Source organism: Paenibacillus sp. FSL M8-0212 (assembly GCF_038004645.1).
GTDB lineage: Bacteria > Bacillota > Bacilli > Paenibacillales > Paenibacillaceae > Paenibacillus.
This window is the reverse complement of the sequence record NZ_JBBORP010000001.1, coordinates 493,419-514,889: the sequence shown is the minus strand read 5'-3', so window position 1 is coordinate 514,889 and position 21,471 is coordinate 493,419. Positions and strand designations below refer to the sequence as shown.

The following is a 21,471-nucleotide window of genomic DNA, read 5'->3' as shown; positions in this document are numbered from 1 at the left end:
GGAATAGGAGAAGGTCAGAATGGGACAAACGTATATGATTTTCCGGATCGACTGTTGGTTACCGGGAATAGACCAGCTTGAGTTCCGGCCATGCCATCCATATTTTCGGCTCAGCCCCCCAACGAAAGGGCACCGGTAATGAAAAATAAAATCGGCCCTTCCTGTTTCTGTGATGATATGATGTCCGAATGGCAAGTTTATCATTTACGTGAAAAGGAGGAACCTGACATGATTAGTGAATTTCAGGATACAGTGCCTCAACCAACGGATGGATTCCCGCCTGTGCATCTGGATAACAACAAGTACGAGAATGTACTGGAACATCTGGATAGCGGTATTATGTTGTTTGACAGTCACGGTGTATTGACGTTTATTAACGTTCAGATGGCAAAGTTGTTGGAACTTCCAAGAAGTCTGTTGAGCGGCTGCACCCTGATGCAAATGCTGCATCATCCACAGATGAGCCGATTCAAGAAAAAGAAAATTTTACGAATCTATCGGGAAACCATTTTTCACCGTAAGCGCTATCATGAATTGATTGATGAATACGGAAGGCATTGGCTGGTTACTGTGACGTACGGTGATCAGATGGATGGCGACTTCTTGTTCAGCGTCAAAGATGTATCTGATTATAAACAAATTGAACAGACCGCTTATCAAAATGACAAACTTGCGATGCTGGGGCGAATTTCAGCATCTATTGCTCATGAAATTCGTAATCCGTTGACTGCAATCCGTGGGTTCATCCAACTGCTCAGGCCCCATTTGCTGCAGCTCGGCAAAGACGAGTACGCTCGAATCATACTGACGGAGATTGATCGGGCGAATGACATCATCTACGAATTTTTGAATTCTTCCAAACCGTCAGCTCCACAGAAGACCGTGATATCCGTCGACTCTTTGCTCAAAGAGGTGGTCTTGCTGACCGAAAGCGAAGGTTTGATGAAGGGATGCGAGATCGTACTGGATGAAGGGGATGCCCCGTTGAATGTGTCCATTGATGTCAAACAGATTAAGCAGGTTATTTTGAATATGGTGAAAAACGCAATGGATGCCATTGAGGAAGTTGGCGAAGAACATACGGGTCTAATTCGAATATCTACCGCCACGGAAAACAAGTTTGTGCAGATCTCCATCGCGGATAACGGTCATGGGATGGACCATAACACGCTTGTACGTCTGTTTGATCCATTCTTCACGACCAAGGAGAGCGGAACGGGGCTTGGACTTTCGGTGAGTTACCGAATCATCAAGAACCATGGAGGCACCATCTCTGTGGATAGCAAAAAGGGCGAAGGTACGCGGTTTATGATTATGTTACCCTTGGTATATTGAGAAAAGCGGGGAGTTAAGGAGTTGGTCATTTGCCAACTCCTTTGTTTTATGTTGCCAATAAGGGTTATAGTTAGTAATGAATGCGAATACATAAGCTCCATAACGGAAGGATGAGATGCAGATGGAAATCCAAGGAATGGAACGAATGAATCAACAATTGATGGATCACGTGGGCAAAGTGATTGTGGGAAAAGAACATACCATAGAGCTGGTGATGACAGCAATCATAGCGTCAGGACATGTGCTGCTGGAGGATGTACCGGGTACCGGGAAAACGATGCTCGCCAAATCGGTAGCCTCTTCATTGGACTGCACATTTCAACGGATACAGTTTACACCGGACTTGCTGCCCTCTGACTTAACAGGGATACATTTTTTTAATCAAAAAGAAGGTGATTTTGAATTCAGACCTGGCCCTTTGTTCGCCAATCTTGTACTTGCTGATGAGATTAACCGGGCTACACCACGTACGCAATCAAGCTTGCTGGAGTGCATGGAAGAGCGCCAGATCAGTATCGACGGCTCAACGAGACAGTTGGAACGGCCATTTATCGTTATCGCCACCCAGAACCCTGTAGATAACCAGGGAACTTTTCCGTTACCTGAGGCTCAGATGGATCGTTTTATGATGAAAATTCGTATGGGTTATCCAAGCAGTGAAGAGAGTATAGAAATTTTGAGACGTACGGTAGCCAGTCGTTCTGTTGACGATCTCTCGGCAGTGATCAGTCGTGAAGAACTTTTGAAGGCGCAGGATACGTATAAAACAGTGCAAATCAACGAAGATTTGTTACGATATATCATTCAGTTAACCGAAGCGACAAGGCAACATCCCGAGCTCTCGCTCGGCGTAAGTCCACGAGGGGCTCAGGCATTACTCAAGGCAAGTCAGGCATGGGCTGCACTGCATGGCAGAGACTTTGTTTTACCTGATGATATTAAAGTACTGGCGGAGCCTGTGCTGGCCCACCGACTGGTATTTCGTAATCGGATCAGACAACAAGAGGGCTTGGCGGAGCGTATCATCCAGGAACTTCTGAATCAGACAGAAGTGCCTACGGAGAATCTCGCTACAAGCGGGCGTTAATTTTATGGCATTATTATGGCTTGTCCTTGTTGGAGGCATTGTCGTTGTTATACATGGTGTGTGGTTTGGACGACCTGCACTGCGAAAACTCAAGTACAGCAGACAATTCAGCAAGCTGCGTTGTTACGCTGGAGATGAACTTGAGATGGTGGAGACGATATCGAATGAGAAACGAGTCTCCGTACCGTGGCTCAGACTTGAATCGATGATGCCAGTGTCGTTTGTATTTCGTTCCGGCTCAGGAATGGATATTAGTCAAGGAGAAATCTATCAGAACCATAAGAGTATTTTTACGTTAAAACCGTTTACTCGTATTACGCGCAAGCATCCTTTTACATGTACTCAGCGTGGGATTTATCCATTAAATACAGCAACGATGACAGGTGGGGATCTCTTTGGTGTGTGGCGTTCCACCAAACCGATTCCTTTGCAAATGTCGATGATCGTGTATCCTTCATTAGTGAATGCAGAGGATCTTCCTGCAATTTATCAAGTATGGCAGGGAGAAGTGGAAGTATCACGATGGATCGTTGAAGATCCTTTCTTGATCCTGGGTGTTCGGCCTTATGGTGCAGGCGACCCCATGAATCGTATTCACTGGAAAGCGAGTGCACGTACAGGTGAATTACAAGTCTACAAACAGGGATGGACGGCTGATCCGCAATCCTGGATTGTAGTGAACATTCAGGAATCAGCAGATATGTGGAGTGTGGTTACTCGACCGGAAAAGATTGAACGTGCACTCCGATACGCTGCCACGGCTGCAGTGGATGCCATCGGTAGAGGGTTGCCGGCAGGCTTCGCCCATAATGGTTATCATGTGGGTGGAGGCCGCGATACACTTCGGATTGAGCCGGATTATGGCACGCCCCATCTGGAACGGTTACTGGAAGCTATGGCTGAGACTGAGTTGAAATGCATGGTGCCCATGGAGCAATTCCTGAATGATGAAGTACGTCTGAATGAAGAAGCACAGCAAATCCGCAGCTATCTGCTGATTACATCCTATGTATCTGCCGCTATGGAGCATGAGATTGCACGTCTGCACGAACAAGGACATCGTGTAACGATTCTCCCGGTAGAGGACGTGAAGGGTACTACAAAGGCGGTGAGTGCATGAGGAGCAGACAGGAAGCGACGACCAAAGGACTCATAGCGATGCTTGCCGTCTTGATGGCGGGCATATACCTTTTTCCGATATTTACGATCGCTTCATTCTACGCAATGGAACATTTGCCGTTCACATTATTCATCCTGGTTGTTCTTGTAGGTTGGTTGGGACAGTTCATTCAGCATAAAATTCCAGGTTTTAGCGAGAAAAGTACACTCATTCGTGGAGTAACGGCACTCGTCATAGGATTTCTCTTCGCATTCGTTGTTGGGATGAGCCTCATTCTCCCGTTGCCGGATATCATCACATTGGTACTGTGTGGAGTCATCTCGGCTTATGCAGGTCTGACCTTCCAGCCAGTCTTTCATTCTGTGTTGTTATGGCGCTTGCAGATTATGGGTGTAATCAGTGCGATCGTGCTTATGATTGCTTCGAACTCGCTGGAATTCATGCAGCCGATACGAACCTATACCCTATGGATCTATGTTGCGGGAGTGATCAGCTTTGCCTTTTGGCTGGTGGGACGATATATGCTGCAACTGGATCAGGCAATACTCAATGACGGCAAGAGAAGATTGGTATTAAGAGATTTTGCACGTGCGAATCATCAGCGGTTCATGTGGATGTTTATTGTTATCGTTGCAATCGGTGCTTTCCCAAGCCTGGCTGCCTGGCTGGGGCCGCTACGTGACCGCTTGCTTGCATGGATCAGGGGATGGTTTGGTGCGATTTCCGGTGAGGAGCCTCGATTACCAATGGACAACCCCAATCAGCCGTTAAATTTACCGAATGACTGGAGAGAGCCGCCATCCGAGCCCTCAATCTTTTGGAACATCCTCGGTTGGGTAGTGATGTGTGCTGTAGCAGGAGCAATCCTGTGGCTGCTTCTGAGGTTGGGACAAAAAACGATAAACAGACTTATGGACCGATTCAAGGGGATGTTACAACCAGGTGAAAAGAAGGCAGAACCACGGACGGAGTATATCGATGTCAGTGAGACGCTTGATGCGCCAGCAAAAGTCCGAAAGAATTGGTTTCGGAAAAAAGAAGCGCCACCTGCGCAGGATGCTGAACGTGTTCGCTATTACTACCGGACTTGGATTGAAAGAGCCGCTCATCGAGGCGTGGAAATACAGGGCACGCACACTCCACTGGAGGCTGCACAGACCATTATTCAGAATGGTGTGAAGGTAGAAGAAGATGAGCTGTCTGCGAGATTGCCAGATACGTATAATGCCGTCCGTTATGGAGAGAAAGCTCCCGATCGTTCCGATATGGTTGAGATTGACCGAATCTGGAGATCTTATCGAAGTAAATAAGTCCGGAATCCCTTTACTTTTCTTGTCACGTTCAAGTATCATGAGAGGAATACACAAGTTGGTCAGAAAAGGAGCAGACATTAATGAAGACAAATCATTGCAAAATTGTAGATTGTACGATCCGTGATGGCGGATTGGTGAATAATTGGGACTTTAGCGTGGACTTTGTTCAACAGCTATATGCTGGATTGAATGAAGCTGGCGTTGATTATATGGAAATTGGATATAAAAACTCTCCGAAGTTGCTTAAAGGCGCCGAGGAAGCAGGACCATGGCGTTTCCTGAACGATGATTTCCTGCGTAAAGTTATTCCTCAAAAAGGAAATACCAAACTGTCTGCTCTGGTTGACGTAGGTCGTGTGGACGAAAATGATATCTTGCCTCGCAGCGAGAGCATGCTGGATCTGATCCGGGTTGCCTGCTACAGCAAAGATGTGGACAAGGCACTTGCACTGGTTCAAACATTCCACGATCGTGGATATGAAACTACACTTAATATTATGGCACTCTCCAATGTTATGGAGAATGAATTGCTGGAAGCATTTGAATTGATCAAAGAAAGCGCTGTGGATGTTGTTTACATTGTAGACTCCTACGGTAGCTTGGACCATAATGATGTGAAATATCTGGTAGAGAAGTTCAAGACTCACTTGCCTAACAAACGTCTTGGTGTTCACACACATAATAATATGCAACTTGCGTTTTCTAACACATTGGTTGCGGCGGAACTTGGCGTTGAGCTGCTTGATGCTTCTGTGTATGGTATGGGCCGTGCGGCAGGTAACTGTCCAACCGAATTGCTCGTAGCTCATCTGAAAGGAACAAAATACAATCTGCGTCCAGTACTTGGTGTATTGGAACAGTTGATGGTTCCACTGAGAGAAAAAGAAGAATGGGGTTACATTCTGCCTTACATGATTACAGGTGCGTTGGACGAGCATCCACGTTCAGCGATGGCGATTCGCTCATCGGAAGACAAGGATAAGGTTGTTGATTTCTATGATAAATTAACAACACCAGAAGTGAATTTTGATAAGTAATATAGTCTGAAATACAGTTGCAAAATAGGAAAACATGGACTCTAACGGGAGATCCATGTTTTTTTAGTTCTTAATGCCTTGTTTTTCTCTATATTTATGAATAAATATTCCTAGGAGTGACTATTTTTTAGTTCACGTATACAAAATTAAATGTTATTATGTACCAGATAGCATGTGTATGCATGTGAATTGAACGTTGGTTAATATGTTTTTTTGTCGAATCGTGTAGTAAGCTGTTAAGTTTGGTTAATGTAATTCAGGATAGGTGATCCCGGGAAGGAAAACACGGCATGAAGGTTAATCTGCAAGATCAGAGAAAAATAAGTTGGGTCGCTGTATGCGGCTTATTGTGTTTCCTCGCAAGTCAATGGTTTCGTTCTTCTTCAAGCTCTGATCTGACCATATCGGGTTACCCGGTTTTGACACTCTTGGGTGGATTTGCTGCGGCAGCAGCTTGTATCGGCATCTATAATCAAAGCTGGTTGTTTCGGACACAGAAGCTAACTCTTCGGAGAACATTATTGACAACACTCTTTTTATTGATTGGTCTGTTTGAACTGGTTCATATCGTTTCATTTGCAGAAGAGATTCCAAATGGAGCCATGATGGAATCGGAGTTCTCCTTAATGATGTCAACCATGGGATCTTTGGTATGTTCCGTAGGTTTACTGCTCGTGTATACCTTAAATGAGAAAGAAATTGCATTACCACGCAAATTCTTACTGTTCAGTGGGACATTGGGTACCTTTGTTATTTTGTACATACTGGCTATTCAGGAATGGAGTATGTTGCCTAGTATGCTTGATGGGGATGTGCTTGGTGGAATCTTCACCCGCGTTCATTTTATGGTTGGATTGCTCTATGGCATGATTGCAGTTCTTTTGTTTGTACAATGGAAAAAAACCAAAGATGGTGATCTACCAACCATTCTGTGTGGCATTCTGTGTTTCTTTTTTGGTGAATGTTATTTTGTTTCAGCAACTGGGGTGAACGACCTCAATTTGCTGTTAGGATTGCTGAGTAATTGTATGGCATATTTTTTCATTCAAAAAGGGCTGTATACGTCCGTAGTGGACACACCTTTCCTGCAACAGCAGGTCGCGGAAGCCAAGATGAACTATATTGCTCATCATGATGATGTAACGGGACTTCCAAACCGTCGTCGCCTTTCACAGCGGTTGAAAAAGATGATGGATGATGCCGTGGTGCAGGAACAGCTTGTTGGTGTACTGGTCCTGAATATTAATCGATTCAAGACCATTAATGATTCGCTCGGACAGCAAGCAGCTAACCGGGTTTTGCGTCAGGTAGGTCAACGACTGAAACATTCGTCACTTCCAGGAGAAGAAGTCTTTGGATTGGGAAGAGATGAGTTTGCATTAATGATGACAGATTTCAGTTCAACCGATACAGCGTTGCGTCGGACAAGATCCATTTTGCAACTTTTTGAGAAACCCGTCTTGGTTGATGGCAATGAGTATCATCTTACACTTGGGATCGGGATGGCCATTTTCCCACATGATGGTGAGTCACCATTGGAGATTATTCAGAATGCCGATACGGCTCTGCACAGTGCAAAGGAACAAGGAATGGAACTGAATCGTTTTGCCCATGCGATGCAGATGAAGGCACAGGAGCGTTTGCAGCTTGAGAATGATCTGCGCAAGGCGTTGGATCGAGGTCAGTTCTACCTGGTCTACCAGCCGCAGGTTAATCTGCAAAGTGGGCTAATCGTTGGCATGGAAGCATTGGTGCGTTGGCAGCATCCGCAGCGAGGCTCGGTATCTCCGGCGGAATTTATTCCTCTGGCAGAAGAGAGTGGGCTCATTGTGCCACTTGGTGAATGGGTGCTTCGTGAAGCGTGTGCACAGAACAAACAATGGCAGGAAGCCGGTTATCGTAAACTGTGTGTTTCGGTAAATCTGTCGATGAGACAATTCAGGCATTCCCATTTGTTGGACAATATCAATGGCATTCTCAAAGAGACGGGACTAGAGCCTGTATGGCTTGAACTGGAGATTACAGAGAGCATGACATTTGATAAAGACCGATCATTCGAACAGTTGCGCAAAATCAAAGAAATTGGTGTGCATATCAGTATTGATGATTTTGGAACGGGATACAGCTCGTTGCACTATCTGAAGGATCTGCCGATTGATCGGCTCAAGATTGACCGTTCATTTGTTAATGAAGTCATGGAGGACAGCAATAATGCTGCGATCGTATCTACCATCACTTCAATGGCGCATCATTTACAACTGAAAGTGACAGCTGAGGGCGTGGAGAACGAAGATCAGATGGTCTTTCTTCGCAATCAACATTGTCACGAGGCTCAGGGTTATTTCTTCAGTAAACCGATTAAAGCCGCTGAATTCGAAAAGCAGTTTTTGAGAGATGTGGATAAGCCTACAGGATAGGGAACAGCGGGGGCGCGAGGGTGCTCCTGCTTTTTTAAGATGGGGGCGTAATGAAAAAAATGGGAAATATGACTTGCATGCTATAGAGGATCATGGTATATTATTATTTGTAAAATCACTGTTAAATCCCTAAGGAACTTAACAATTAAATCTTCAATCATGCGGGTGTAGTTCAATGGTAGAACTTTAGCCTTCCAAGCTAATAGCGTGGGTTCGATTCCCATCACCCGCTTACCAAGCAGTACCGGAGTCCTTGCGATGCAAGGGCTTTTTTCTGTTTTAAAAGAAAATGGAGAATAAAAGTAATCAGAAGGTTGCTTTGTCATCGGAGTGGCGAGTAAGTATGTATTCTTTAGTTTAATGTATATAACCTTTGCTTTTTTACAATGATCTGGTACAATAACGGAGAAATTGATACTACACATGAATGAGAGGTAACCATACGTCCCATGAAGTAAAACACATGAATTGAACCCCAGTTAACTGCAGACGGTTTTATAACGCAGTCAGCCAGAGCGGCTGAGCAATGAGGGGATTCGTGTGTCCAAATTCAGCTATGGGATCAGGTATGGAGCAAGTAAGCCTTTGAGGTTTACGTGTACCCTTTGTTTGGGGTTTCTTTGTTCATGCCGTAGCTTACCTTAGATCTGTCTTTGAATGCTTGATCCAACCCTGAGTTGCCAAACCGCCGGCTGATGCCAGCGGTTTTTTTTGTTCAGCAAAAAGGATGCAGGAAGGATGAGGCCTCATGATGACATTGGTACGCTTACATGAAGTATCAAAAGAGTGGAACGGTATTGAATTGTTTACAGGATTGAATCTGGAGATTAATGAGGGCGAACGACTCGCCATTTTGGGTCGCAACGGATGCGGCAAGACGACATTGTTACGCATCATTTTGGGTGAGGAGCATGGTGGTGGACGGATTGAACGTCATATCCCTCAGCAGGAATGGGGGTTCATGCGCCAGCGCTCGGAGATTGAGATCGGGATGAATGTACTGGATGCGGTCCGGCGTGAGAGCGGTCAGATCTATGAAGTGAAACGGAACTTGGAAGAACTGGAACAACGTTTGAGCATGAGCACTGAAGCGGATGAAGAGCTGCTTGCAGCTTATACGCAAGTGATGGAGCAATATGAACAGTTGAACGGTTATATGTGGGAGACTGAGGTAGAGAAAGTACTGACCCGCCTTGGATTATCCGCAGAGCATTGGAATAGACCCTATCATTCTTTGAGCGGTGGACAAAAAACAAAGGCTCGTTTGGCGGGGCTGCTTGTCAGCAAACCCAAATTCCTGATTCTGGATGAACCGACGAATCATCTGGATGAGGGAAGCATGCGCTGGCTGGAAGAGTGGTTATCCTCATATGAAGGTACGCTGTTATTTGTATCACACGATCGTACGTTTATTGATCAGGTAGCAACAGGAGTCATTGAGTTCAGTCCAGATGTCCTGACCAAATACAAGGGCGGATACTCCGATTACAAAATCCACAAAGAGCGTGAATTACGCGAACAGGAAACGATCTACCGCAGGCAGGAGTTGGAACGTAAAGCGCTGGAAGAAACGATTCGAAATTATCAGGAATGGTTCCATAAAGCGCATAATTCGGCGACTGATGTGGAGGTGAAGATCACCCAGAGCTTCTACAAAGCCAAAGCCAACAAAAATATTTCACGTTACCATGCGAAACAAAAGCAGCTGGAACGTTTGGAGCGGGAACGGGTGGATAAACCTCGTGAAGCTGCAAAGTTGAACATGGAATTACAGATGAATCCACTGGCTGCACGCCAGCTGCTTGCGCTGGAAGAGGTGAGTTTTTCATATACGGGAGACAAACCATTGCTGCGTGATCTTCGAATTACTGTGGAACGTGGAGATCGGCTTGCTGTACGGGGCCCTAATGGAACGGGCAAGACAACACTGCTGAAGTTGATGATTGGTGAGCTGGAACCTTCACAAGGCAAGGTCACACGGCATCCACAGCTGAAAATCGGTTACTTTTCACAGGAGCTGGAAGGGCTCCCCGAAAATCTGACGCTGCTGGACAGCTTGCTTACTCTTCCATCCATGACACAAAGTGCGGCACGTACCATTCTGGGATGTTTCCTATTTTCCAGAGATGATGTGTTCAAGCGCATTGGGGATTTGAGCATGGGGGAAAAGTGTAGAGTGGCATTTCTGAGACTGTACTTTGGCGGAGCAAATCTGCTGGTGCTGGACGAACCGACGAACTACCTGGACATCGATACCCAGGAAGTCATGGAGAATGTATTAAAACAGGCTTCAGGTGCTTTGGTGCTTGTATCCCATGACCGGATGCTGACAAAGACACTCGCGAATCGATTGTGCGATCTGGAGGCTGGGGGCACAGCAACCCTGTTTGAAGGAGGCGTGTCGGATTGGGAGCAGTCCAGCAAACTTCGGGAGCATGCGCTGGAGACTCGGGAATCCGATGACGAGCGGTTACGTTTGGAGATGCGCCTATCGGAGTTGCTGTCTCCTGTGAGCGCTGCTGGAAAAGACAGTCTGACACAACCCGAGCATTCGAATGAGCGAGCAGTCGAGGCAGCTGAGATTCGTGAAATCCAGCAGCGCCTGAAACAATTGAAAGATAAGGGTGCAAGCATAAATTAGAAGATGGACGGCTTGCTATTTCAATCTATTTTGCATATAATTATGAACGATCATCGATGATTACATCGATATGGGTTTAACTAACAAAGAAACGTGATGATGGAGATAAGTAAGCAGTGCCTCTGGACAGGGAGGAAGCGCCGTAGATTGAGAGCGTTTCTGTAGAACAAGGCTGCCGAAATTCACTCCGAAGCGGTTCCCTGAACCTGTTTGTGTGTAGACACAGAGGCAACAGTAGGGGCAAACGGTTAACGGTCGTTATTCCGTACAAAGTGAGACAGAACCGGTTGCAGGCCAGAAGGGCCACGCAGCAATGGATGTCTAACAAGGGTGGTACCACGGTCTTTTCGTCCCTTCAGGGGAGAGAAGGCCTTTTTTTGTTGCAAAAACACCACAAAAAGGGGGCAATTACACATGAAAGAACGTTTAGAGGCATTGAAGATCGAAGCGCTGGAGCAGTTGTCTGGTGTGAATGATCCGCAGACGCTCGGTGATCTGCGTGTAAAGTATTTGGGGAAAAAGGGTGCATTGACTGAGATTTTGCGAGGTATGGGTGCACTTAGTGCAGAGGAACGTCCGGTTATTGGTCAAGTAGCCAACGATGTTCGAGCTGCCATTGAGGAAGTTATAGACAGCAAGCAGGATCAGTTCCAGAAGGAAGAGACGGCGAAGCGTCTGCAATCCGAGAAAATTGATGTAACTCTGCCAGGACGTCGTGGACGTCAAGGCGGACTGCATCCACTGACCAAAGTGGTACAGGAGATCGAAGATATTTTCATCGGTATGGGATACCGCATTGCGGAAGGTCCTGAAGTCGAAATGGATTATTACAACTTTGAAGCATTGAATCTGCCGAAGAATCACCCGGCGCGCGATATGCAGGATTCCTTCTATGTTACCGAAGACTTGTTGATGCGTACCCATACATCGCCGGTTCAAGTACGTACCATGCAGAGCATGAAGGGCGAAGTGCCTGTCAAAGTCATCTGCCCAGGTAAAGTATACCGCCGTGATGACGACGATGCGACGCACTCTTTCCAATTCAACCAGGTTGAAGGATTGGTCATCAGCGAAAACATTCGTATGAGCGATCTGAAAGGAACCCTGTTGCAATTCGTACGCGAAATGTTCGGTTCCCATACGGAAATTCGTCTGCGTCCAAGTTTCTTCCCGTTCACAGAGCCAAGTGCGGAAGTGGATGTAACTTGTGTACAATGTGGCGGCAGCGGCTGTCGGGTATGTAAGCAAACAGGCTGGCTTGAAATTCTGGGCGGCGGTATGGTTCACCCGAAAGTACTGGAAATGGGCGGTTATGATCCGGAGAAATACAGTGGTTTTGCATTCGGAATGGGCGTAGAACGTATCGCGATGCTGAAGTATGGAGTCGATGATATCCGTCATTTCTACAATAGCGATCTGACCTTCCTGAAGCAATTCGGACGGCTGTAACTTTAAGACAAGAAAGATTAACCATATAGAGCAAGCGGATGAACCGGGAACACCAATTTATAGATGAAGGAAGTGAACGTCCATGAGAGTATCGACAGATTGGCTGTCTGATTATATTTCCCTTGAAGGTGTGACGCCACAGGAATTGGCGGAGAAAATCACCCGTGCGGGTGTCGAAATTGATGTAGTGGAGAACCGCAACAAGGGCGTGAATAAAGTTGTTGTAGGTTATGTGAAGAGCAAGGAGAAACACCCCGATGCAGACAAACTGAATGTATGTGTCATCGATGCCGGTCAGGAAGAAGATCTGCAGATCGTGTGTGGTGCGAAAAATGTGGATGCAGGCCAAAAAGTAGTCGTAGCCCTGGTTGGAGCGAAGCTCCCTGGTGGATTGGATATCAAAAAAGCCAAACTGCGCGGTGTTGTCTCCCTTGGCATGATCTGTTCCGCCAAAGAGCTGGGCATGAACGACAAATTGTTGCCGAAAGATCAGCAGGAAGGTATTCTCGTTCTGCCGGAACAAACTGAGGTTGGCACGCCAATCAGCCAGGTTCTTGGTCTCGATGATCATGTGCTTGAACTGGACCTGACACCGAACCGTTCCGACTGTCTCAGCATGCGCGGTGCAGCTTATGAAGTGGGTGCCATCCTGGGTCGTGAAGTGAAGCTGCCAAGTCCCAAAGACCAACTGGTTGAGATTGGTGATGCAGCCGCGAATCATATCTCTGTAGAGATTAAGGCACAGGAGCAATGCAGTCACTATGCAGCTCGTTATGTAACTGGCATTAAGCTGGGTGCTTCCCCGCTGTGGATGCAAAACCGTCTGATGGCGGCAGGTGTTCGCCCAATCAATAACATCGTTGATATCACGAACTATGTCATGCTGGAATACGGTCAACCGCTACATGCATTTGATGCGGATAAGCTGGAAAAAGGCCATATTGAAGTGCGGATGGCTAAAGAAGGCGAAACGATTGTTACGTTGGATGGCCAGGAGCGTAAGTTGGAGCCACATATGTTGCTCATCACGGATGGCGTGAAACCTGTAGCCATCGCTGGGGTTATGGGTGGCGAGAATTCCGAGGTATCGGAAGGCACGGTGAATCTGCTCTTGGAGTCCGCCAAGTTCGACGGCGGAACCGTTCGGAAAACGTCGCGCCAACTGGGGCTGCGTTCCGAAGCAAGCATGCGTTTTGAGAAGGAAGTAGACCCGGGTGCGGTCATTACGGCTTTGGATCGTGCGGCTGAACTGATTCAGCGTTATGCTGAAGGTGAAGTGCACCAGGGAATCGTGGAAGCTGGAGCAGAAGCTGCGGAGAAACGTGTGATTCAATTGTCGCTGGACAGACTGAATCGTTATCTGGGAACTGATCTGTCTTTGCTTGAGGTGAAAACGATCTTCGCTCGCTTGCACTTTGCATGTGGTGATGCTAATCAAGGATTGCTGGATGTGGAAGTGCCAACACGCAGAGGGGATATTACGCTCGATGTAGACTTGTTTGAAGAGATTGCACGCCTGTACGGATACGACAACATTCCAACCACATGGATTGAAGGACCGACAACTCCGGGGGCATATACACGCTCTCAAGCGATGCGTCGCACCATTCGTGGATTGCTCTCAGGCAGTGGCTGGCAGGAAATGATCAGTTACTCCTTTGTACACCCGGATAAAGCGACATTGTTCCCGGCATTGACACAAGGCAGTAAAGCCGTGAAACTCGCGATGCCTATGAGTGAGGACCGCAGTGTGCTTCGTACGAGTATTTTGCCGCAAATGCTGGATGCAGCGGTGTATAACATGAACCGTAAACAGGATTCACTGGCTGTATTTGAAGTGGGCAATGTGTTCTTCACCGAAGAAGATCAGTTGACCAAGCAACCGCATGAGATCCCAGTACTGGGGCTGCTGCTCACCGGGAATCGTGCAAGCCAGCAGTGGAATGTTGGAGCGGAGAAAGTAGACTTCTTCGATCTGAAAGGTGCCCTTGAGCAACTGTTCGCTTATGTAGGTCTGGAACAACGCATTCGCTTGGTAGCAAACAGCCCTGAAGGATTCCATCCGGGACGTTCCGCATCGGTTTACCTGGAAGGCAAAGATGGCGGGGAAGGCACTCTGATCGGTACATTGGGTCAATTGCATCCGGAACTGCAACAGCAGTATGATCTGAATGATGTGTATATCGCAGAGATTGCACTTGAATCAATCTACAGTGAAGCGGACGCTGATATTCGTTATCGTGAACTTCCGCGTTTCCCGGCTATGGAACGTGATATCGCAGTTGTTGTGAATGAAGATATTGAAGCTGGAGATATGCTGCGCGCCATTCGTGAATCGGCGGGTGAATTGTTACAAAACGTACAGGTATTCGATGTGTTTACTGGCAGTAAACTGGGTGAAAACAAGAAAAGCGTGGCAATGGCCCTGGTGTACCGGAATCGTGAACGTACACTTACCGATGAGGAAGTTACTGAAGTTCATGCCCGTGTAGTGGCTCGTCTGGAAGAGCAATTCGGAGCGGAATTGCGTAAATAGGACAGAAGAAGATTTTTTGAACAAAGATTAGCAGGAATTGTTTGAAGTCACATCGAATCCTTAGCATTAGAGGATCGATGTGACTTTTTTGTGATTACAGCTTAGAATCAACATACAGACTTGAAGGAGGGCACAACTGTGACTACACCTGATCGTACACGCGTCACCGTAGAGATCTACGGGACTTCCTATAAACTGGTTGGCAGCAGTGCCGACTATATGAAACAAGTAGCTAACCTGGTAGATGAGCGTATGAGCGCGATCTCCAAGCAAAATTCCCGTCTGGATACTCCGCGTATTGCGGTACTGGCGGCTGTACATATGGCTGAACAGTCTCTTCAGACTCAGGAAATCCGTAATGAACTGAAGATGCTTACTGGAGAACGTACAGAACTGAGAAACGAATTGAATCGGTTAAACGCCATACAAAATGAACATCAACAAGAATTGGAACGGCGTGACCAGGCTCTTGCTGATTTGCAAAAGCTGAAGATTGAAGCAGAGCAGGCGCTGCAAAAGTCCGAATCGGACAAAAATTCAGAGATAGCCAAGTTGAATACGCTGCTCGAGCAAGAACGCGCCCAAGCAACGGAGCGAGTGCAGAAATTGCAGGCCCAAGCGACGGCACAATTGAAGGAAGCAGAAGCCAAGGGAACGAAACAGCTGAAGGAAATGGAAGAGAAGACGGCTAACCAGCTTAAAAATGCACAGGCACAGGCTGCTTCCCAGCTCAAAGAAGCTCAGAACCGTTCTGCAGCCGAATTGCAGCAGGCGCAGGCCAAAGCTGCGGCGCAATATAAAGAGTTGCAGGACAAGACTGCAGCTCAATTAAAAGAAGCCGAAAGCCGTGCCGTTGCAGAACGTCAACAAATTGAGGCCAAGGCTGCACAGCAGGTTCAGACAGCCAAGGAAGAAGCCGAGTCCGCCATTCTGTTAGAGTTGGAACAGGCTGAGAACAACCTGAAGAAAGCTCAGGAAGAAGCAGCGCTGCAATATAACGAACTTCAGCAACAGATGGAACTTCGGCTCCAGCAGGCTGAAGAAAGAGCGCTGGAACAGACCCAGGCTCTGACGGATCAAGCGAATCAGGAGCGGGCTGCCTTGCAGGAACAAGCGGAGCAGAAGCGCCTGACTGAGATAAATCAGTTGAATGCGGAGTTCAAGACGTTATCCGAGCAGTTGGAACTCGAATGGATGGAGAAAGAAGCAGCCCTCGAGGAACAATTGCAGCAAGCCAAGGAAGCAGCAGCGTCCCAGGCGAAAGAAGCCGAAGCTGCGGCAGAGGCCTTATTGCAAGAAGAACAGGGCAAGCTCAAGCAGCAGCTTGAGGAACAACGTAAACAGGCGGAGACTCGACTATTAGATGTCGAAGAACAATTGGAAGAAGTAATGACCCAGCTCATCAGTGCACAGGACATGGTTGCAGAGCAAGAACAGCAGCTTCAGCACGAGCGCAGTCAATTGGAATCGTTACGTCATGAGCATGGGGTCCGTAAACAGGAGCAGGAAGTTCAGACTCGCCGAATTACGGAACTGGAGCAACAACTGGAGCAGTTGAAAGAGGACCGTTCCCAGTTGCAGGAACTTCTGCGTGAAACGGAACAGGCTGCCCAGCAATCCCGTGATTCACAGGAACAATGGAAGCAGAAGTATAATGAAACTGTGGATAGAGAAACCTCTCTCACAGCACAGCTACGCAAACTTCAGGAGCAGCATGCACAGCTTGAACAGGAAGTGCAAAAGCTTCGTGAGGCTGAAGTGAAGTCGGAAGAGGAACAGCGCAGGTTGCATAAGGTGCTTGAACAGGCTCATGCCGCGGTGCGTACATTGCAGAATGAGATCGGCACGCTTACGGAACGTGAGCAGTCCTGGAAGGACCTTGCTGAGCAGCGATTGGCTGAGATCGGAGACCTGGAGAATCAGATTCTTGAAGTTGCTGAACAGAATGAAACATTGGAGTCTGGTGTGCAATCCCTTCATGATGAATTGTCCGTGGTGAAGGAAGAGTCTCGTTTCAACCATGAAGAGGCTGTGCAATACCAGAAGGATGCAGAGCTTTTGGAAGAGAAACGCAATCAACTTGAAGTTGAGCTGAATGTTGTTCGGGAAGAGCTGAACCGACTTCAGGATAACTATAAACAAATCCGTAATGATTACAGTGATGCATTACAACGGGAAGAGAATTCCAGTTCCAAGATTGATGAATTGAGCAAGGAGAAGCAAGAGATTGTGAGCGCACTTGAAGAAGCGAGACAGTCTTCGGCTAAACTTTCCGAGCGTTACTCGGAGCAAGAGAGCCGGCTAGCCCAGACTGAGGAAGAAGCGTTGGAGTGGCAGATCAAACACGAAGAACTGTCAGCCAAACAGGCCGAGTTGGCATCCCGTCTGGAGCAGTTGACAAGACGTGAAGAAGAACTTCGCTCCAGCGTTGAACAAGCAGAGCAGAACGACCAGGTGTGGCAACGCCGTGCAGATGAATGGGCGGCTCAGGAACAATCCTGGCAGGAACGCTGGGCTGCACTTGAGAATGAACTGACGGTTTGGAAGAGCGAAAGTGCGGCAAGTAGTGAGTTGCTGGAGGGACTGGAGCAAGAACGACAGCAGCTGGACAAGTTACGTGCAGAAGCGACCCAAGAGAAAGAAATCATGGAAACTGAACTGCTTGAGATGGGGGAGCGTTACGAACTAGCGGCCAATCAATTACGTTTGTTACAGGTTGAACGTGAAATGGAGCAGGAAAAGGCAGAGCAGCTGAACACGGAATATCGTCAGTTGCATGATGAATATACGAAATTGCAGACGGAATATAACGAATGGATTGAATTGATTGAACAGGACCAGACCTAGCGGAATGAATGCAGCAGAACTGGTTCGTGGGCAACGTACTCTGGTACAATTTGTTATACTAAAGAAGGAGCTCCCGTCGCTGCGGGGGCTCCTTGTCTTGAATACTATTCTTCAACGATAATTTTGGAGATCATGCTGCTGTGTCCTGAACCACAGAAGACAGAACAGGACATTTCAAACTCACCAACTTTGTCCGGGGTTATGACTTTGGAGCTATTTCTGGTATCCAGTTGAAGATTCAGCTCAGGCACAAGGATACCGTGATTTCCGTTTTCATTTTCATAAACAATGTTAACCGGAACGCCTTTTTTAAGATGGTACTCAGGTTGATCGAATTCATAGTTGCTTGCCTTGATGACCAGTTCTTCACTGGCTGTAACTTCAGCATCGGATCCATTGCTGCCAGATTCTGCGGACTGTTTCGCCCCTCCACAGGCAGTGAGGACCAGAATTAACATACAGGCAGCAAGCCATGTTATGCCTTTCTTCATCATGTGCCTCCTTAAAGCGTGATATGGATAAAATTTGAATGATTGCTCCAGTCATCATACCGCAATATGTGGATGCCTGTACACGCTGCGTATGTCGTTTTTTTGAAAATTGTACGTGTACGTCAGAGCGTGCATACTGCCCGAATGAAATAAACCCCTTCCGGCCCAGGGCCTTCAGAGGTTTAGGAAAATTCATGGGGATGTTAAGGTGAAGTGGAGATTAACTTTTGGAGCTTCGTCCGGCATCAAAAGGGGTGGATACCGGGATGAAGAGATCGATAATCCCGATAACGAGCGCAGCGAGAATGGCACCGAGCAGGCTGACTTCAACATGATCTACAACATATTGACCAAGCCAAATCACCAGTGCGCTAACGATAAATCCGACAATACCGCGACCAAACGGGTTGACTCTTTTGCCGAAGATACCTTCAACGATCCAGCCGAGCAGGGCAATGACGAGAGCAAGCAACAGGGCGCTCCAGAAGCCACCAACGGCGAATCCGGGAACGATCCAGCTAACCACCATTAATACAATTGCGGCGATGATAAATCGCACGACATGTCCCAGGAAATTCATGGTGTGTACCTCCTTTTATTCGGATTGAACTGAGCAGGGCAACTCCAAGGGGATGGAGAGGTTGCACAATCCTGACACCTGTAGTTTGTGGTGCTATGGCTGAAGTTATGTGTGGAAGGATTCGTTAAATAGCGTAAGAAAGTTTCTTTCGTTATAATACAGATATAGTTTGGAAGGAGTTGTACACTTGGACACGAAAATTTTACACACATTGGAATATCGCAAAATTTTAAATACATTGCTTAGCTTTGCCCAGACAACCATGGGAAAAAAGAAAGCGGAGCAACTTGAACCAAGCAGTGAACTTGAAGAAGTGAAGCGGTTGCTGCAGCAAACCGATGAAGCCTTCACATTTGATCGCCTGAAAGGCTCACCGTCGTTTGGGGGAATTGTCGATATTACGGCTTCCATCAAACGTGCTGAAATTGGAGGCACACTTAACCCTCACGAACTATTGGGAATATCCAATACAACCTTTGCGGCGCGACGATTGAAACGTCAGATTGGTACTTTGCATGAAGATGAGCCCATCGAATCATTGTTCTATATCAGTGATCAACTGTCAGAGCAAAAAACGCTTGAGGATGCCATCAAAATCTGTATTGACGATAATGCAGAGGTTGCCGACAGTGCAAGCGTAACGTTGGCGCAGATTCGTCGTGAGCTGCGAGGCGGAGAAGCACGGATTCGCGAAAAACTCGATTCCATGATTCGATCCTCTACCGTATCCAAGATGCTTCAAGATCAGCTCATCACCATCAGAGGAGACCGTTTTGTTATCCCGGTGAAAGCTGAATATCGTTCGTACTTTGGCGGGATTGTGCACGATCAATCCGGTTCGGGTGCGACATTGTTCATTGAGCCGGAATCGATTGTTGCAATGAACAACAAATTACGCGAAACCCGGATCCGGGAAGAGCGCGAAATAGAAATTATTTTGCAGAAATTGACCGCACTTGTCAGTGAGCAGGGAGAGTGGCTGTTGTATGATGTCGACTTGCTGGGATCACTTGATTTTATCTTTGCCAAGGCACGTCTGGCTCGTGAACTGAAAGCAACATTGCCTCGCATGAATGATCGCGGGTTCCTCAAACTTAAAAAAGGTCGGCATCCACTGATTGCGATCGAAAACGTGGTTCCAATCGACATTGAGCTGGGCAATGATTACACATCCATTATCGTGACAGGTCCGAATACGGGTGGTAAAACGGTAACGCTCAAAACGATTGGTTTGCTGAGCCTGATGGCCATGTCCGGTTTATTTGTTCCGGCTGAGGATGGCAGTCAGCTATGTGTATTTGATGCGATCTATGCAGACATTGGGGACGAGCAGAGTATCGAGCAGAATCTGAGTACTTTCTCCAGTCATATGACCAACATCATTCGCATTCTGAAAAACATGACACCGAAAAGTTTGGTATTACTCGATGAACTTGGCGCAGGGACAGATCCGGCTGAAGGTTCCGCACTGGCGATCTCCATGCTGGAGCATATGCACCGGACGGGATGTCGCATGGTTGCAACCACTCACTACAGTGAACTGAAAGCATACGCATATGAGCGTAAAGGTGTCATTAATGCCAGCATGGAATTTGACATCAATACACTGAGTCCAACCTATCGCCTTCTGGTGGGTGTACCTGGAAGAAGTAATGCATTTGCCATTGCAGAGCGACTGGGACTGCCAGGTTACATTCTCGACTATGCCCGTGGCGAAGTGAAGGAAGAGGATCAACGGATTGAGCATATGATTGCTTCTCTTGAAGAGAACCGTCTTACGGCTGAACAAGAGCGTGAGAAAGCAGAGAGCTTGCGCCAGGATATGGAGAAATTACGCAGTCGTCATCAGACCGAACTGGAGAAGCTGGAACAGCAACGTGATCGCCGGATTGAAAAAGCAGAAGAAGATGCACGCAGCATTGTGGACAAGGCTCGTGCGGAAGCGGAGAAAATTATAGCAGATCTTCGCCTGTTGGCTATGGAAGAAGGTGCTTCCGTGAAGGAGCACAAACTCATTGCTGCCCGAAAACAGCTGGACGAGGCAGAACCTGAGAAACGCAGGAAAACGGTCAAGAAGACGGCAACAGCGCCGAAGACGCGTGCCATCGGTCCTGGTGATGAAGTGCTTGTCTATAGTTTGAATCAAAAAGGCCATGTTGTAGAGATGGCGGGCAGCAAAGACGCTATGGTACAACTGGGGATTATGAAAATGAAAGTATCCCTGGATGACCTGGAACTGCAGCAATCGGCTCCCGCTGCCAAACCAAAGCAAAAACCGGTAACGGGTATGAAGCGCACACGTGATGACAATGTGAAAAGTGAATTGGATCTGCGTGGTACCAACCTGGAAGAAGCCCTGATGGAGACAGACCGGTTCATTGATGAAGCTTTCCTTGCCAACCTGGGTCAAGTTTATATTATTCACGGTAAAGGTACAGGAATTTTACGTTCCGGTATTCAGGATTACCTGCGTAAGCATAAACATATTAAAAGCTACCGGCTGGGCAATTACGGAGAAGGCGGGAACGGTGTGACCGTCGCAGAATTGGAATAGCCGGTCCATGAATCAATGATATTCTGTGACCTTATTCATGAAGGTCGCAGATGGGGAGAGGGGA

Annotated in this window: 13 protein-coding genes and 1 tRNA gene; 12 read left to right on the top strand and 2 right to left on the bottom strand. The window is 47.2% G+C overall.

The annotated features are described in order from the left end of the window. The first annotated feature begins 228 nt into the window (after nucleotides 1-228). From MKX68_RS02220 to MKX68_RS02170, 11 genes are all read left to right on the top strand, one after another. Nucleotides 229-1,335, top strand: coding sequence for an ATP-binding protein (locus tag MKX68_RS02220; protein WP_338592902.1), 1,107 nt, complete (start codon nucleotides 229-231; stop codon nucleotides 1,333-1,335). 121 nt (nucleotides 1,336-1,456) lie between these two features. Continuing rightward, complete coding sequence (locus tag MKX68_RS02215) at nucleotides 1,457-2,422, top strand: AAA family ATPase (RefSeq protein WP_340908737.1); 966 nt, start codon at nucleotides 1,457-1,459, stop codon at nucleotides 2,420-2,422. Between the two features lie 4 nt (nucleotides 2,423-2,426). Continuing rightward, nucleotides 2,427-3,542, top strand: a complete 1,116-nt coding sequence (locus MKX68_RS02210; RefSeq protein ID WP_340908734.1) for a DUF58 domain-containing protein — start codon at nucleotides 2,427-2,429, stop codon at nucleotides 3,540-3,542. Next, entirely contained in the window at nucleotides 3,539-4,852 is a 1,314-nt protein-coding gene (locus MKX68_RS02205) for a DUF4129 domain-containing protein (RefSeq protein WP_340908731.1), read from the top strand. The genes MKX68_RS02210 and MKX68_RS02205 overlap by 4 nt, the downstream gene beginning before the upstream one ends. 83 nt (nucleotides 4,853-4,935) lie before the next feature. Then, a complete protein-coding gene (locus MKX68_RS02200; RefSeq protein ID WP_047842252.1) occupies nucleotides 4,936-5,892 on the top strand; it encodes an aldolase catalytic domain-containing protein in 957 nt (318 codons plus the stop codon). Nucleotides 5,893-6,182: 290 nt separating this feature from the next. Next, a complete protein-coding gene (locus MKX68_RS02195) occupies nucleotides 6,183-8,309 on the top strand; it encodes a bifunctional diguanylate cyclase/phosphodiesterase (RefSeq protein ID WP_338592911.1) in 2,127 nt (708 codons plus the stop codon). 161 nt (nucleotides 8,310-8,470) lie between these two features. Further along, nucleotides 8,471-8,541, top strand: a tRNA-Gly gene (locus MKX68_RS02190). A gap of 516 nt (nucleotides 8,542-9,057) precedes the next feature. Continuing rightward, complete coding sequence (gene abc-f / locus MKX68_RS02185) at nucleotides 9,058-10,950, top strand: ribosomal protection-like ABC-F family protein (protein WP_340908727.1); 1,893 nt, start codon at nucleotides 9,058-9,060, stop codon at nucleotides 10,948-10,950. Between the two features lie 414 nt (nucleotides 10,951-11,364). Further along, nucleotides 11,365-12,399: a phenylalanine--tRNA ligase subunit alpha gene (gene pheS, locus MKX68_RS02180; protein WP_124113690.1), complete on the top strand. Its 1,035-nt coding sequence runs from the start codon at nucleotides 11,365-11,367 to the stop codon at nucleotides 12,397-12,399. An 82-nt stretch (nucleotides 12,400-12,481) separates the two neighbouring features. Beyond that, nucleotides 12,482-14,935 carry a phenylalanine--tRNA ligase subunit beta gene (pheT, locus tag MKX68_RS02175; protein WP_340908722.1) on the top strand — a complete coding sequence of 818 codons (2,454 nt, stop codon included), beginning with the start codon at nucleotides 12,482-12,484 and terminating at the stop codon, nucleotides 14,933-14,935. A 138-nt stretch (nucleotides 14,936-15,073) separates the two neighbouring features. Further along, nucleotides 15,074-17,782 carry a hypothetical protein gene (locus MKX68_RS02170; RefSeq protein ID WP_340908719.1) on the top strand — a complete coding sequence of 903 codons (2,709 nt, stop codon included), beginning with the start codon at nucleotides 15,074-15,076 and terminating at the stop codon, nucleotides 17,780-17,782. Nucleotides 17,783-17,886: 104 nt separating this feature from the next. On the opposite strand, the gene MKX68_RS02165 is transcribed toward MKX68_RS02170, so the two are convergent. Both MKX68_RS02165 and MKX68_RS02160 read right to left on the bottom strand, forming a co-directional pair. Continuing rightward, a complete protein-coding gene (locus MKX68_RS02165; RefSeq protein WP_339790727.1) occupies nucleotides 17,887-18,273 on the bottom strand; it encodes a cytochrome C oxidase subunit II in 387 nt (128 codons plus the stop codon). A gap of 220 nt (nucleotides 18,274-18,493) precedes the next feature. Beyond that, nucleotides 18,494-18,853, bottom strand: coding sequence for a phage holin family protein (locus tag MKX68_RS02160; protein WP_017689637.1), 360 nt, complete (start codon nucleotides 18,851-18,853; stop codon nucleotides 18,494-18,496). Nucleotides 18,854-19,040: 187 nt separating this feature from the next. On the opposite strand from MKX68_RS02160, the gene MKX68_RS02155 reads away from it, so the two are divergent. Next, nucleotides 19,041-21,407: an endonuclease MutS2 gene (locus MKX68_RS02155; protein ID WP_338592923.1), complete on the top strand. Its 2,367-nt coding sequence runs from the start codon at nucleotides 19,041-19,043 to the stop codon at nucleotides 21,405-21,407. Nucleotides 21,408-21,471: the final 64 nt, after the last annotated feature.

Bases quoted from the DNA above. Each gene is read 5' to 3' on its own strand.
- MKX68_RS02220 (WP_338592902.1), top strand. From the start codon at position 229: ATGATTAGTGAATTTCAGGATACAGTGCCTCAACCAACGGATGGATTC.
- MKX68_RS02215 (WP_340908737.1), top strand. From the start codon at position 1,457: ATGGAAATCCAAGGAATGGAACGAATGAATCAACAATTGATGGATCAC.
- MKX68_RS02210 (WP_340908734.1), top strand. From the start codon at position 2,427: ATGGCATTATTATGGCTTGTCCTTGTTGGAGGCATTGTCGTTGTTATA.
- MKX68_RS02205 (WP_340908731.1), top strand. From the start codon at position 3,539: ATGAGGAGCAGACAGGAAGCGACGACCAAAGGACTCATAGCGATGCTT.
- MKX68_RS02200 (WP_047842252.1), top strand. From the start codon at position 4,936: ATGAAGACAAATCATTGCAAAATTGTAGATTGTACGATCCGTGATGGC.
- MKX68_RS02195 (WP_338592911.1), top strand. From the start codon at position 6,183: ATGAAGGTTAATCTGCAAGATCAGAGAAAAATAAGTTGGGTCGCTGTA.
- abc-f (WP_340908727.1), top strand. From the start codon at position 9,058: ATGATGACATTGGTACGCTTACATGAAGTATCAAAAGAGTGGAACGGT.
- pheS (WP_124113690.1), top strand. From the start codon at position 11,365: ATGAAAGAACGTTTAGAGGCATTGAAGATCGAAGCGCTGGAGCAGTTG.
- pheT (WP_340908722.1), top strand. From the start codon at position 12,482: ATGAGAGTATCGACAGATTGGCTGTCTGATTATATTTCCCTTGAAGGT.
- MKX68_RS02165 (WP_339790727.1), bottom strand. From the start codon at position 18,273: ATGAAGAAAGGCATAACATGGCTTGCTGCCTGTATGTTAATTCTGGTC.
- MKX68_RS02160 (WP_017689637.1), bottom strand. From the start codon at position 18,853: ATGAATTTCCTGGGACATGTCGTGCGATTTATCATCGCCGCAATTGTA.